This is a genomic window from Microcella sp. (assembly GCF_025808395.1).
GTDB lineage: Bacteria > Actinomycetota > Actinomycetes > Actinomycetales > Microbacteriaceae > Microcella.
Map to the genome: position 1 here is coordinate 1,312,111 of NZ_CP075524.1, position 14,041 is coordinate 1,326,151.

12 protein-coding genes are annotated in these 14,041 nt (G+C 68.9%); 5 read left to right on the forward strand and 7 right to left on the reverse strand.

Annotated elements, in window-relative coordinates; all coding sequences use genetic code 11:
- The 4 genes from KIT89_RS06470 to KIT89_RS06485 form a co-directional block, all read right to left on the reverse strand.
- Complete coding sequence (locus KIT89_RS06470; RefSeq protein ID WP_297603800.1) at positions 1-279, reverse strand: hypothetical protein; 279 nt, start codon at positions 277-279, stop codon at positions 1-3.
- Positions 280-1,099: 820 nt separating this feature from the next.
- Complete coding sequence (locus KIT89_RS06475; RefSeq protein ID WP_297603801.1) at positions 1,100-1,378, reverse strand: DUF3039 domain-containing protein; 279 nt, start codon at positions 1,376-1,378, stop codon at positions 1,100-1,102.
- A gap of 68 nt (positions 1,379-1,446) precedes the next feature.
- Complete coding sequence (locus KIT89_RS06480) at positions 1,447-2,994, reverse strand: ABC transporter permease (RefSeq protein WP_297603802.1); 1,548 nt, start codon at positions 2,992-2,994, stop codon at positions 1,447-1,449.
- The gene (locus tag KIT89_RS06485) at positions 2,970-3,806 is read right to left on the reverse strand and encodes an ABC transporter ATP-binding protein (RefSeq protein WP_297603803.1); all 837 of its coding nucleotides are present in this window, start codon (positions 3,804-3,806) and stop codon (positions 2,970-2,972) included. Before KIT89_RS06485 ends, KIT89_RS06480 begins: the two co-directional genes overlap by 25 nt.
- Before the next feature lie 243 nt (positions 3,807-4,049).
- On the opposite strand from KIT89_RS06485, the gene KIT89_RS06490 reads away from it, so the two are divergent.
- From KIT89_RS06490 to KIT89_RS06505, 4 genes are all read left to right on the forward strand, one after another.
- Positions 4,050-4,742, forward strand: a complete 693-nt coding sequence (locus KIT89_RS06490; protein ID WP_297603804.1) for a phosphocholine cytidylyltransferase family protein — start codon at positions 4,050-4,052, stop codon at positions 4,740-4,742.
- Between the two features lie 63 nt (positions 4,743-4,805).
- Positions 4,806-5,603, forward strand: a complete 798-nt coding sequence (locus tag KIT89_RS06495) for an ABC transporter permease (RefSeq protein WP_297603805.1) — start codon at positions 4,806-4,808, stop codon at positions 5,601-5,603.
- Entirely contained in the window at positions 5,603-6,379 is a 777-nt protein-coding gene (locus tag KIT89_RS06500) for an ABC transporter ATP-binding protein (RefSeq protein WP_297603806.1), read from the forward strand. Before KIT89_RS06495 ends, KIT89_RS06500 begins: the two co-directional genes overlap by 1 nt.
- Positions 6,380-6,422: 43 nt before the next feature.
- Positions 6,423-7,283, forward strand: coding sequence for a hypothetical protein (locus tag KIT89_RS06505; RefSeq protein ID WP_297603807.1), 861 nt, complete (start codon positions 6,423-6,425; stop codon positions 7,281-7,283).
- Here the strand turns inward: KIT89_RS06505 and KIT89_RS06510 are convergent.
- Complete coding sequence (locus KIT89_RS06510) at positions 7,219-8,523, reverse strand: CDP-glycerol glycerophosphotransferase family protein (protein WP_297603808.1); 1,305 nt, start codon at positions 8,521-8,523, stop codon at positions 7,219-7,221. The genes KIT89_RS06505 and KIT89_RS06510 overlap by 65 nt on opposite strands.
- Before the next feature lie 160 nt (positions 8,524-8,683).
- On the opposite strand from KIT89_RS06510, the gene KIT89_RS06515 reads away from it, so the two are divergent.
- Positions 8,684-11,569, forward strand: a complete 2,886-nt coding sequence (locus tag KIT89_RS06515; RefSeq protein WP_297603809.1) for a CDP-glycerol glycerophosphotransferase family protein — start codon at positions 8,684-8,686, stop codon at positions 11,567-11,569.
- A 6-nt stretch (positions 11,570-11,575) separates the two neighbouring features.
- On the opposite strand, the gene KIT89_RS06520 is transcribed toward KIT89_RS06515, so the two are convergent.
- Together KIT89_RS06520 and KIT89_RS06525 are read right to left on the reverse strand one after the other, a co-directional pair.
- Positions 11,576-12,625, reverse strand: a complete 1,050-nt coding sequence (locus tag KIT89_RS06520) for a glycosyltransferase family 2 protein (RefSeq protein ID WP_297603810.1) — start codon at positions 12,623-12,625, stop codon at positions 11,576-11,578.
- A gap of 42 nt (positions 12,626-12,667) precedes the next feature.
- Positions 12,668-13,990, reverse strand: coding sequence for a trypsin-like peptidase domain-containing protein (locus tag KIT89_RS06525; RefSeq protein WP_297603811.1), 1,323 nt, complete (start codon positions 13,988-13,990; stop codon positions 12,668-12,670).
- Positions 13,991-14,041 lie beyond the last annotated feature (51 nt).

Here is a 14,041-nt window from a genome sequence, read left to right on the forward strand (position 1 = left end):
TCATGGCACGGCGACCGGAGGGATGCTGAGCCGAGGTGGCCGCGACGGCCTCCACCCGCGAGCTCTCAACCGTCGCGCAAGAGACTCGAGCACTCGACGGGGCTGCGCGTATAGGTCGCGCGACGTGCACCGCACCGTGGCCCAGTCGACGTCGCCGAAGGCGTCGAAGCGCTCGATGTCGAGCGCGAAGGTGCGCGCATCGGTTCGGTGATCGTCGCCCTCGTACTCGACGAGCACGTGATACTGCGGCCACGCCAAGTCGGGGTGCAGAGTGCCCACAGGCGTTGCAATCGCTGGGGCTACCTCCGGGTCGGGGAACCCCGCGGAGGCGAGAAGCAGTCGAAGGTGCGACTCCGGTCTCGAGCGCACACCAGCTCGCGACCGAGCCACTGCCCGGCGAAGGTTCGCCGAACCCGCGCGCCGTGAGCTGCGCTCGAGCATCCGATAGATATCGCCAAGTGCGCCTTCGTCGTCAACCTGCCGTGCGGCGTCGACGAGGGCCACCATGTCAGCGAGACTGAGTTGTGTTGCCGAGGTTAAGAGCGTTGCGCCGATCGTGGCGACACGAAGAGGAAGCAGTTCGGCGCGACTCGATCTCACGAGCAGGGTCTCGCACGCCGGCGCGGCGATATTGCGCTGGTGACCGACGACCCCCGCACCGCGAGGTGCTCGTGCGTGCGTCGGCACGGTCACGTGCAAGGGCCCGCGTTCGAGCGCACGCGGCACCGGTAGCCCTCGTAGCGCGGCCGCTGTGGTGTTCGAGAACCAGGCATCGGCGTGCATTACCTGCGTGTACGCCCACGCCCGATCGACAGTGGCACGGGGCCGCTGGCCGAAACTCACGACGCCATGGAAGGGATGATGCGCGTCTGAGCGGCGAAGTCGATCGGGCGCGGCTCCGCGGCGCAACGCCTCGGCACTCGCCACGATTTCGTCAGCCAGCGATGGCGGCAGGGGTCTGGGTGCTCGCGTCATGCGAGGAACCCTGGCGCAGACTCCCCGTGCTCTGGGCGACGCAGCCAGAAGCCGTCAGATTTGCCTCACAATGTGCCTATGGGGAGGACAAGCGCCTTTTCGCGCCAGATCTGGCAATAAAGGGCTACTCGTCGCGCATGCGTTCGTAGATCCTTTTGCAGTCGGGGCAGATGGGGAACTTCTCGGGGTCGCGGCCGGGAATCCACTTCTTGCCGCACAGCGCGCGCACGGGCTTGCCGGTGAGCGCCGATTCGAGAATCTTGTTCTTCGGCACGTAGTGCGAGAAGCGCTCGTGGTCGCCGTCTTCGAGTTGCTCTTCGTTGAGCAGTTTCTCGAGTTCGCGATCGAGCACGTCGACGCCGCCGCCCTCGCCTCCGCGGCCGGGTTCGTCAAGAGTCGCCATGCGTTCATTCTACGACCGCGTGTTTGCGCTGCGATGAGGGGATGCTCGATGAGCGCCGCACCGACCGATCAGCCGCGCATGACGAGGTCGAGCAGTTCGGGCGCGCGCCGACGAAAAGCCCTGCCCCCCGCCAAGATGCCAAGCAGCAGGACGCCAACCCCGGTTGCGAGCCCGGAAACCCCTGCGGTCAGGTACCAGCTCGCGTCGAGAGTTGCCCACCAGGTGACCACGAAGGTGGGAGTCATGAGCCCGAGCGTCGCGATGAGTGAAAGTGCTTGAGTCCAGCCAGCGCGGGTGCCCTGCGTGGGCGGCTGCTCGAAAGCGCCCGCACCGGGCCGAGCCGCGGGGTACGCGCTGATCGCCGACGTCACGCTCGAGACTCCGAGGCCGGTGAGTAGCAGCCCCAGGCTCACACCGATGAGGGCGGGCAGCACATCGTCGACTCCTGACCAGAGGGCGAATACGGGGGCGAACGCGAGAATCAGCGGCGTGCCGATGAGCAGCGGAGGCACTGCTCGACCCCAGCGGTCGGCGGTTCCGCGCATCGGCGCGGCGACGTGCAGCCAGACGGCAGTGTGGTCGTAGGCGACATCGTTGTGGTTGAACCACCCGAGAAAGAACGCGAGCACGGGCAGCGGCAACAGCCACAGCGGCGGCAGTGGAGAGCCGGCCGTCGCGAGCGCGAGCATCATGATGACGGGCGCGAGCGGCAGGCCGATCAGCACGAAGCGGTAGCGGGGGTCGCTCGTCCAGTAGAGCAGGCTGCGCGCCGCGACCACGCCGGCCGCCGTGGCGGGCACGAAATCGAACCAGCCGAGCCCGGTCGAGGTCGAGTCGGCCCGAGATCGCACGGGCGTCTCGAGCAGTCGCGACACGATGAGGCCCCAGCCGAAAGCGAGCACCGCCACCATGATCGCGCCGGCGAGCAGCCGGGCGGCCAGCGCCGCCGGGTCTGAGCCGGGCGCCGCCCACAGCATGCCGAGGGGCGTGTTGGCGAGCCAGGCGGCCACACCGACGAGCGTGGCGTCATCGGGGTCGAGCTGCACCGTCACCACCGTGAGAGTGGCACACGCGAGCGCGATGACGATGACGAGTCGAGCTGCAGCGGTGACTGCTCGACGGGCCGAGGTCGAGGTCGACAGCTGAGAGCCGACCACGACGAGGTACTGCGAGACGATCACGATCGAGATCGCGCCCAGCACTCCCGCGACGACCGCGGCAGCAGCGGTCGGCGAGCCCGCCCAGGCGATCTCGAGCGAGATGCCGAGCAGCGCGGCGAGGATGCCCGGAACACCGATCGCGGCCGCGGCGCCCAGCCCGAGGGCGAGCCGGCGGGGCTCGATGCCGAACGAGACGAACCGTCGTGGCTCCATGGCCGAGCCGAGGCCGGCGCTGAGGGGGGCGACGGCGATGCCCATTGCGACCGCGGTCGCCACGATCACGAGTGCGGCGCGGTGGCTGTCGAGCGACAGATCGACCTCGGTCGCGAGGAGCACCATGCCGACGGCGACCGCCCCCGCGAGCACGAGCGCACCGAGGGTTCGGGCGAGCGTGGCACCCGGTCGAAACGCTGAGGCGAGCAGGGCGAGCTTCAGTCGGAGAAAGTGGTCAACCACTCCAGCCCCTCCACCGCGACACGGCCGCCCGCGAGTTCAACGAATCGTTCTTCGAGGCTGCTCGAGCCCCTCACCTCGTCGAGCGAGCCCGATGCCAGAATGCGACCTTCGACGATGACCGCGACCGAGTCGCAGACTCGCTCGACGAGCGCCATGTTGTGGCTCGACAGCACGACGGTGCCGCCAGCCGCGGCGAACCGCTTGAGCACCTCGACGGCGAGAGCGGTCGACACGGGGTCGACCGACTCGAACGGCTCGTCGAGCACGAGGAGTCGAGGAGAGTGGATCATCGCGGCGGCGAGCGAGATCTTCTTCACCATGCCGATCGAATAGTCGCGAACCGGCCGATCGAGTGATCCGTCGAGACCGAGCGCGACAGCGAGGTCGTCGGTGCGGCGACGTGCGGTGTCGCGATCGAGGCCGTGCAGCACGGCGCAGTAGTAGAGCATCTGGGCGCCGGTGAGGCGGTCGAAGAGCCGCATGCGGTCGGGCAGCACCCCGATGATGCGCTTCGCCTCGACCGGGTTGCGCCAGACATCGGCGTCGCCGACGACAACTGACCCGGCGTCGGGGCGCAGCAGCCCGGTGATCATCGACAGCGTGGTCGTCTTTCCTGCGCCGTTGGGCCCCACGAAACCGAACACCGAGCCGCGGCGCACGGTGAGGTCGACGTCGTCGACGGCCACAGAGCCGGCGAAGCTCTTGCGCAGAGAAGAGACCTCGAGCACCACCGGTGGAGGCGGTGCGGCGACGACCTTCTTCTTCGTGGTGCGGGGCTTCTTCGCTGGAGTGCGAGAGGCCGGTTTGGTCACGCGGCCGGATGCCGTCGATCGAGCCGGTTTCGCCGGACGCTGCGATGACGACGAGGATTCCACCGGTCGAGGCTATCAACCCTGCGTCTGCGCGGTCACCAGGCGCTCACCAGACGACCGTCGCATCACGTTTCGGAAACAACTGATGAACAGTGCATGACCTGGAGGGAGGCCCCGCGGTAAACTTTCGATGCACAAGGGTGTGTCACATTCTCAGACGCAGACACATCAGGAGCCACCATCATGACCATTCAGGTCGTCATTCTCGCCGCAGGCATGGGCAGCCGACTCGGCCGCGAACTGCCGAAGCCGCTCACCGAGCTCGGCGACGGCCGCACGATCATGCAGCAGCAGCACGACAACATCGCTGCGGCGTTCGGCACCGATGTGACCATCACCACGGTCGTCGGCTACAAGCTCGAGCACATCATCGACGCCTTCCCCGACGTCGACTACGTCTACAACGAGCAGTACGACCAGACCAACACCTCGAAGAGCCTGCTGCGTGCCATGAAGGCCACGGGCAAGAGCGGCGTGCTGTGGATGAACGGCGACGTCGTCTTCGACCCGCAGGTGCTCGTGCGCGTCGCCGGGCGCGTGCACGCCGACCAGTCGTTCGTCAGCGTCAACACCTCGGCCGTCAGCGACGAAGAGGTCAAGTACACGGTCGACGCTGACGGCTTCGTGCGCGAGCTCTCGAAGCAGGTGAGCAACGGTCTCGGCGAAGCAGTGGGCATCAACTTCATCTCGAGCGCAGACAAGGCGGCGTTCACGCGTCAGCTGCAGCGGTGCGGCGACCAAGACTATTTCGAGCGCGGCCTCGAGCTGGCGATCGAGCACGATGCCCTCAAGCTCGAGCCCGTCGACATCAGCGACCTCTACGCGGTCGAGATCGACTTCGCTGAAGACCTCGAGCGGGCCAACCGTCACGTGTAGGCCGGGCGCGCGGTCAGCGCCGGCGAGGGCGAATCGGCCCTCGTGCCACTACCGTTGTCTCCCGTGACCTCTGCCCCGCCTCCCCGGCCCCCGCGCACGCGCGGTCAGGTCTATCGGCAGTCGCTCTGGCTGTTGACGAGTCGCGACCTGAAGGTGCGATACACCACCTCGTTTCTCGGCTACGTGTGGACGATTCTCGACCCGCTGGTCATGGCGATCATCTACTGGTTCGTCTTCACCCAGATCGTCGACCGCACCATCGGCGAAGACCCCTACATCGTCTTTCTGCTCGCGGGGCTGCTGCCGTGGATGTGGTTCAACGCCGCCGTCGGAGAGACGACGCGCGCCTTCATCAAAGACGCGAAGCTCGTGCGGTCGACGCGTATTCCGCGCACGGTCTGGGTCAACCGCATCGTGCTGTCGAAGGGCATCGAGTTCGTCGCGGCGATTCCGGTCATCGTCGTGTTCGCGGTGCTCTTCGGCGCCGAGCCGACCGCCGGTGTGCTCTGGTTGCCGGTGGCGATCGTGCTGCAAGCTGCCCTCACTGTCGGTCTCGGGCTCATCATCGCCCCGCTCGTGGTCTTCTTCCGCGACCTCGAGCGTGCGGTCAAACTCATCCTGCGGTTCTTGTTCTACGGCTCGCCGATCATCTACGGGCTCTCAGACCTGCCGGGCGGTCTCGACTCGTGGGCGGCGTTCAACCCGCTCGCGGGCATCATCTCGCTCTATCGGGCGAGCTTCTTTCCCGATCAACTGGATGCCCGAGCGGTGATCATCGCGACCCTCATGAGCCTCGGCGCTCTCGTCATCGGCCTGCTCGTGTTCCGCCGCATGGTGCCGGCCGTGCTGAAGGAGGTCTGATGAGCTGGGAGCGCAGTGCAGCCGGCGCACCCGTGGCCGATGACGTGGTCATCAGGGTGCGATCTGCGGGCATCCGTTTTCGCCGCAATCGGCGCGGGCGCCGCTCGTTCAAAGACCTCTTCGCCGGGCGCAATCGTCGCTCGCGACCCGACGAGTTCTGGGCGCTGCGCGGCATCGACGTCGACGTGCGCTCGGGTGAGGCGATCGGCGTCGTCGGGCGCAACGGGCAGGGCAAGTCGACGCTGCTGAAGCTCGTCGCCGGCGTCATGCTGCCCGACGAGGGCAGCGTCGAGGTGGTCGGAGGGGTCGCTCCGCTCATCGAGATCACCGGAGGCTTCGTCGACGACCTCACCGTGCACGAGAACCTCTACCTCACTGCGGGGCTGCACGGCATGGCGAAGCACGAGATCGATGAGCGGTACGACGAGATCATCGACTTCGCCGAGCTGCACGACTTCACGCAGACGCCGTACAAGCACTTGTCGAGCGGCATGAAGGTGCGGCTCGCCTTCGCCGTCATCTCGCGCCTCGAGGAGCCCATTCTGCTGGTCGACGAGGTGCTCGCGGTCGGCGACAAGGCGTTTCGCGACAAGTGCTATCGGCGCATCGACGAGCTGCTCGCGGGCGGGCGCACGCTGTTCTTCGTGTCGCACAACGAGCGCGACCTCAAGCGCTTCTGCACGCGCGGGCTCTACCTCGACGGCGGGGCCCTCGTGCTCGACGCGCCGATCGGCGACGTGCTCGATGCCTACAACAGCGCTCACGGCGAGGGCTGAGCACGCCTCGGTACACTTCTCGTCGGCCAGAGCAAGGAGATCGATGATGTCGAGCGACACCCCTGAGCGGGCGCCCGTCGATCGCGGCCCGCTGCAGGGCATCCCGATCACCGACGATGGCACGGCGATCGTTCCTCCGGTCGCCCCCGTCGGGGCTCCCCCCGTCGACCCCTTGCTCATCCGCGGCCTGCGAGCGGCGATGTCGGCGCAACGGCCCGCCGTGCTGCTGCACATCAGGGCGATTCGTCGGCAGTACCCTGCCGCCACGCCCGAGCAGGTGGTGCGCATTCTCGAGCGCCGATTCTTGAACTCGATCACGTTAACGGGTGCGGGCAGCGGCGCGGCAACGCTGATTCCCGGAGTCGGCACCGTCATCGGCCTGACGGTCATCGGCGTCGAGACCGTCGCGTTCTTCGAGATGACGGCCCTGTTCGCGCAGTCGGTCGCTGAGATCCACGGCATCGTCGTCGACGACGAAGAGCGGGCCCACAATCTGGTCATGGCGCTCATGCTGGGTGGGCCAGGCAAAGAGCTCGTGCAGCAGTTCATCGGCCAGGCGACCGGGGTCGGCCCCGACCGCACGCAGTACTGGGGCGAGTCGATCACCGCGAGCATGCCGAAAGCACTCGTGACGATGCTCAACAAGAGGCTGCGCGACGAGCTGGTGAAGCGCATGACCGTCGCGCAGGGCGGCAGCATGGCCGGCCGGCTGATTCCCTTCGGCATCGGAGCCGTCATCGGCGGCGCAGGCAACCGCATCATCGGCGGCAAGGTGGTGCGCACAGCGCAGCAGGCGTTCGGCCCTGCCCCCGCCTGGTGGCCGGCCGAACTCGCAGAACTCAGTCCCCCGAAGGAGCCTCGTCTTCGTCGTCGTCCTCGTCGAAAGGGTTCGACTCCGACGTGATCGGGTCGTGGGCGTGCAGGGCCGCCACACGATTCCACTCGGCGTAAAGCGTGTCGATGGCCGCATGAAAGCGGGCCGTCGCCGCCCCCTGGGTGGTGTCGCCGAAGTAGTGCTGCACCCAGTGGGTGAGCGCGTCGTGCGCTTCGTCGCTCGTCAGCACACGGTCGACGAGCGGCACCACCTCGGGCGAATCACCGGGCAAGAGCCATTCGCACGCACTCAAATACCCCGTGCCATCGATCTCGGCGTAGGGCGACGCGGGCCGCGTGACGATGAGCGGTTTGCCCGTCGCGAGTCGGTCGTAGACCATCGCCGAGATGTCGGTGATGGCGACGTCGGCGGCCACCAGCTGCCAGCCCAGTTCGGGCTTGTCGTCGTAGACGTGCTGGGCTGTCGCATCGGCGGCGTTGGCGCGCTCCAGGGCCGCGATGATGCGCCGGTGGGCGTTGCCATAGGCCTCATCGACGACCCCGCTGCGCGGGTGCGGCCGGTAGATCACTCGGTGGCGGCCGGTCGCGAGCAGAGCATCCACCAGTTGCTCGCCGTGCGTCGCGATCGAGCCGTACGCGGCCGACGGGCGATCGCCCTCCCACGTGGGCGCATACAGCACCACCGTGCGGCCGTCGGCGTCGTATGGCGTCTCGCCGGCGAAGTGGTCGGCCTGCGGGCGCCCGATCTGCATCGTGCGACTGGCCACGTCGTATGACCACAGCTTGCGTTCGAGTCGCTCGCGCGCCGCGTCTCCGGCGATGAAGGCGTAGTCGTATGCCTTGTACTGATTGGTGGTCATGTACATCTTGTCTGACTCGCCATGGTTGATGAAGACGTGCCACATGCGCCCGTACCGAAACATCTGAAAGTTCTTGGTGTTCTGGTTGACGTAGAGCACGATGCGCAGCGGATTCGTGGCGACGAAGTGCTCGAGGTCAGTCACCTTGCGCAGATACACCGCGGGCACGGGCGCTTCATCGAGCAGCGTCATCATGGTTCCGGGGCTGCGGCTGATGATGGCCACCGGATGCTCGCGCGCGAGCTCGGCCAGCGGCGCGTACCACTGCCTGATCTGGTACAGGTTCACGCGGGTGTCGGCGAAGTAGACGACGATCTCGGTCGTTCCGGGGGGCGGGGGCGTCTCGCGCTCGAGCCGCTTCGCGAGCGCGATGCGGTTGCGACGAGAGCGCCACAGGTCGCGCACGATGCGGCGCGCGGTTCTGAACTGCCCCACGATCTTCACGCTCACGATTCTTTCAGCGGGGGTCGAGGCGGCCCGACCAAACGGCCACACCGTTACCGACTTGTTCGCAACTCAGGCTGACGTCGCAGATATGTCTGATCACACGGGCACAATGGTGCGCTCAGCCTGAGTTGTGAACGGCATAGGCGTGACAGAATCGGGCGCGATGGCCCGCTTCACGTTCAGCGCCGGCAACGCGCGCGTACTCGCTCGCGCCCCGCTCTATGCGCTCGGGGCGCTCATCGCGGTGCTCGTGCCGCGCAGCCCTCAGCGCTGGGTCTTCGGCTCGGGCATCGGTCTCGGCGAGGGTGCACTCGTGCTGCACGACCACGTGCGCTCGGTCGACCCCGCTCGACGCGTCACCTGGCTGGCCTCGAGTGCCGACGAGCTCGCCGAGGCTCGAGCGCGCGGCATGCGCGCGCTGCGCAAGCGCCGCCCGCGCGGGCTCTGGGCGACGCTGCGTGCGGGTGTCGTCGTCGTGACGCACGGGTTCGGCGACGTCAACCGGTTCGGCGTCAGCGGTGCGCGCGTCGTGCAGCTGTGGCACGGCATCCCCCTGAAGCGCCTGCACCTCGACACCGGCGCCACGCTGGGGCTGCCCCTCATCGGGTCGTTGCCCGGAGTCGGGCGGCTCATGGCCGCGCTGTACCGGCGGGCGGGGGCGCAGATCGCGCTCTTCGCGGTGGCGTCAGAGCTGGTGGCGGCGCGCATTCGCTCGGCGTTCGGGCTGCCGGCGTCGCGCGTCATCGTCACGGGCGACCCCCGAGACGACGTGCTGCTCGCGGGCACCGCAGAGTCTCGGCGCGAGGCGGCGCGCACGCTCGTGTCGACTGCGCTGACGGCGGCCGGAGGTGCTGCCCTGCCCGCCGACGGGCCGGTCGTGCTCTACGCGCCCACCTGGCGTGACGGGGCGAGGGATGCTGCGATTCCCACTGCGGCCGAGTGGCAGGCCATCGGCGCCTGGGCCGACCGTTCGGGGGCGACGCTGCTCATTCGCTCGCACCCGCTCGGCGCAGGGTCGTATGCGGAGGGCGCCGCGAGCTCGCCCCGCATCAGGCCGCTCGGCCGCGACGTGCTCACCGACGTGACCGGGGCGCTGCCCGCCGTCGACGTGCTCGTCACCGACTACAGCTCGATCGCGTTCGACGCGGCCATCGCCCGCGTGCCGAGCGTCTTCTTCGCCCCCGATCTGGCGAACTACTTGGCCACTCGCGGGCTGTATCAGCCCTACCGCGAGTTCGCCGGAGGCGAGCCGGCCACGAGCTGGGCCGAGACCCTTGAGCGCGTCGACGCCGCGCTCGGCGGCGCCGGCCGAGAGGCCGCGCTCGCGCACGCCGCGTGGCTGCGCGACGAAGTGGTCGATCACCTCGACGGCCGCGCGACCGAGCGCGTGCACGACGCCGTGCTCGAGCTGCTCGGCGAGTCGGTGCCGAGCGAGCGAGCGTCGCGCGATGGCGAAGACTCGCGACGAGTGGTCACTCGTGGCCGCATCGTCGTCGAGACTGCGACGACACGCGACCACTCGGTGGGCGCTACGCCGCGGCCCGCGGACGGCGCGGCCGTCGAGCTGACGGGCACCTCGCCCCGTGCGATCGAGGCGCTGACCCTCGTCGGCGCTCGACACTCGATCGCCGGTGTCGTCGAGCAACGGGGCGACGCGTTCACGGCCACCTTCGCCCTCATCGGCGAGCGCTGGGGTGCTGCCGGGCTGGCGCCGCCGAGCGGCGACTACCGGCTCGAGACGCTGCTGCAGGGCGACTCGCGGGCGACGGCGCGATCGACGGTGACGGCGGAATCCGCCCCCGAACTGCGCACCGAGCTGCTACGCGCCTCTGTGCGGGCCGATGCGGGCACCCTCGTCGTGAGCGTTGCGGCCCCGTTGGCGGGCGACGAGCGTTCAGCATCCGATCAGAGACGGCTCGAGCAGTGGTATCGCGCTCGCATCGCCGACCCCGAGAACGCGGTGTTCTTCGAGAGCTTCTACAGCCAGACCGCCGCGTGCAATCCGCTCGCGATCGACCGCGAGCTCGCCCGCGTGCGGCCCGATGTGACGCGCTACTGGTCGGTCGTCGACCGTTCGATCGCGGTGCCCGACGGCGCCGTCGCGATCGTCGAGGGCTCGGCAGAGTGGTGGCGGGTGCGCGCCGACGCCCGCCTGCTGGTCGTCAACGACTGGCTGCGCAAACGGTGGATGCCCCGCCCCCACCAGCGCGTGCTGCAGACCTGGCACGGCACCATGCTCAAGCGCCTGGCGCTCGACCGCGACGGCGTGGGCCTGCGCACGCGCGTCGCCGTGCGGCGTGAGAGCCGTCGCTGGAACGTGCTGCTCGCGCAGAACGACTACGCGGCTGAGATCTTTCGGCGCGCCTATGCCTTTCGCGGCGAGCTGTGGGTCGAGGGCTACCCGCGCAATGACGCTCTCGTCACCCACGCGCAGCAGCACGCCGACGGCACCGATCGGCAGCGCGTGCGCGCGCGGCTCGGCATTCGCCCCGAGCAGCGGGCGGTGCTCTACGCACCGACCTGGCGCGACGACGCGACCGAGATGGTCGACTACCTCGACCTGCCCGGCCTGCCGGCAGCGTTGGCCGAACTGCCGGGCGAGCACGTGGTGCTCGTGCGCGGGCACAGCCGCACGCTGCGCCACGGGCGCGACCTCGACGCCGTGGGACTCATCGATGTGACGACCTACCCCGACATGGCCGATCTGCTGGTCGCGGCCGACGTGGTCATCACCGACTACAGCTCGCTCATGTTCGACATCACGGCCACCGACACTCCGCTGCTGCTTTTCACCCCCGATCTGGCGCGCTACGACCGTGAGCTGCGCGGCTTCTACTTCGACCTCATCGCCGAAGCCCCCGTGCCGGTGCTGCAGTCTCGCGACGAGGTGCTCGCCGAGCTGGCGAGGCTCGCCCGCGAGCCCATCCCCGTCGGCCCCTCCCCCGCGCTCGAGCAGTGGCGGGCGCGGTTCACCCCCCTCGACGACGGACGCGCGGCTGAGCGTGTGGTCGCGCGCATCATCGAGAACGGGATGCTCGACGCGAGCTGATCGACCCTACGACTCGATGCGCGAGCGGTCGACGGCGTCGCGCGCCCCGAGGGCGACGCCCCGCACGAACCCTGCACCCCAGCTGTAGTGCATGACGGCGATCACGGCGGCGAAGGTGGCGCGGTCGGCGAACCGCTCGCCGGTCGCTCGCACGAACAGGAGGGTGGTCAGCAGCACCGCATAGAGCACGGGCCCGAGGTACACCACCGAGAGCAGCCAGGCGACGGGGCCCGTGACGAGGCCCGTCACTTCGAGTGCCATGAGCGCGAGGCTCAGCGCGCTCGACAGCACGAGTGCCGGCGGGGCGAAGTAGCGCAGCGAGTTGCGGGCGCCGAGGCGTCGCACGAGCTCGCCGCGCCAGATTCCGGTGGCAGTGAACTGACGCGCCAGCTTGCCCCACGTGTCGCGCGGCCAGTAGGTGACCTGCAGGCTGGGGTCGAGCCAGACCAGGTGGCCGGCCTCGCGCAGTCGCTGGTTGAGCTCCCAGTCTTCTCCGCGCTTGAGGCCTTCGTCGTAGAGGCCGACGGCGAGCAGGGCTTCTCGCCGCATGATGCCGAGGTATGCACTCTCGGCCGGGCCTTCAGATGCTCCGCCGTGGTACGCGCCGCCCCCCAGCCCGAGGCGACTGTTGTATGCCCGGGCGATCGCCGACTGCAGCCGCCCCCTCCCGGTGGCGACCATGAGCCCTCCGACACTGGCGGCCGAGGTGCGCAGCAGGGTGGCCACCCCGACGAGGGTGTAGTCGGTGGGCAGCTCGGTGTGAGCATCCACTCGAACGATGATGTCGTGAGCGGCGGCGCGGATGCCGAGATTGAGGCTCAGCGGAATCGAGAGCGCGTCGTTGGTGACGATGCGAATGCGCTCGTCTGCGGCCGCCCGCTCGGTGACGCGCTCGGTCGTGCCGTCGGTCGAGGGGCCCAGCACGACCACCAGTTCGCGCTCACCCGGATACTGCTGCGCGAGCACGCTCTCGATGGCGTCGTCGATGTAGGCCGCCTCGTTGTACACCGGCATGACGTAGCTGACGCCGGGGTGCGCCGAAGCGGGTGAGGCCATACCTGTGAAGGGTAGTGCCTGCGGGTGGTGCGGGCTGTGAGGCTATCGAAGCTCGCCGAGCGTCACCGTGACTTCGCGCGCCGTGCCGCCGCGCACGTAGGTGAGGGTTGTGCTGGCTCCGCCGGCGAGCACGCGCACTTGCGCGGTGAGGTCGACGCTCGAGCTGATCGGCACCCCGTTGAAGATGGTGATGACGTCGCCCGAGCGCAGTCCCACCTGGTCGGCTGCGCCGCCGGGGGTGACGCTGTCGATGAGGGCGCCGACGACGGTGCTCGCCGCGTCGTTGATCGAGTCGGTGACGAGTGCCCCGAGCAGCCCGTGGCTGGCGACACCGTTCTCGATGAGTTCGTTGGCCACGCGCAGCGCGAAGTTCGACGGAATCGAGAAGCCGACGCCGATGCTGCCCGCCTGCCCTCCGCCCGAGCCGCCCGTGGTGGCGAGCGCCACGACGATGCCGATGAGTTGACCTTGGTCGTTCAGCAGCGCTCCGCCCGAGTTGCCGGGGTTGATGGCGGCGTCGGTCTGAATGACGGGCAGCGAGATGGTGGCGCGGGGCGTCGTCGACTGGGGGTCGTTCTCGGTGCCTGGCACATCGAAGTCCCAGAAGTCGAACGGTGCTTCGCTGTCGTTGGGCGGCAGCGGCTGCTCGAGCGACTGCTCGGGCACGGCCGACGACCGCACGGTGATCGAGCGGTTGAGCGCTGAGACGATGCCGTTGGTGACGGTGCCCGACAGCCCGAGCGGGGCACCGATGACGATCGCGCGGTCTCCCACGTTGAGGGCGTCTGAGTCGGCGAACTCGATGACGGGCAGGTTCTCGGCGCCCTCGATCTTGACGACGGCGAGGTCGGCGAGCGGGTCTGAGCCGACCAGTTCGGCGTTGAAGATGCGCCCGTCTGAGAGCGAGACGCGAATGCTCGGCGACAGCGTTGCGCCTTCGAGTGTGGCGACGTGGTTGTTGGTGAGCACGTAGCCGTCTTCGCTGAGGATGACGCCGGAGCCGCCTCCGGCTGTGCCGCCGCCCGCCACCTGCAGGCTGACGACTGAGGGCATGGCGGTGGCGACCACTCCGGTGACGAGGGTTGCGTCGCCCGGGTCGTTGACGGTGATGGCGGTGGGGCCTTGGGGGGCGCCGACGACGCTCGACTGGTTGCCGGCGAGCACTGCGGCGGTGACGCCGCCGCCGGCGACTCCGCCGATGAGGGCTCCGACGGCGAGCATGCCGAGCAGCGGGCCCATGGCGATGCCGGTTCGGGCTGGCGCGGGCGCCGGCGTGGCGGGCGCCGTCTCGACGGGCGCCTCGGGTGCCGGCTCGACCGGCGCCTCGGGTGCGGCGTCGTCGATGTGCTCAGGCGTCGTGGTCATCGGGAGGGCTCCTTTCGCCGGTGTCAGCGTCCTCCGCAAACCTGTGTATTC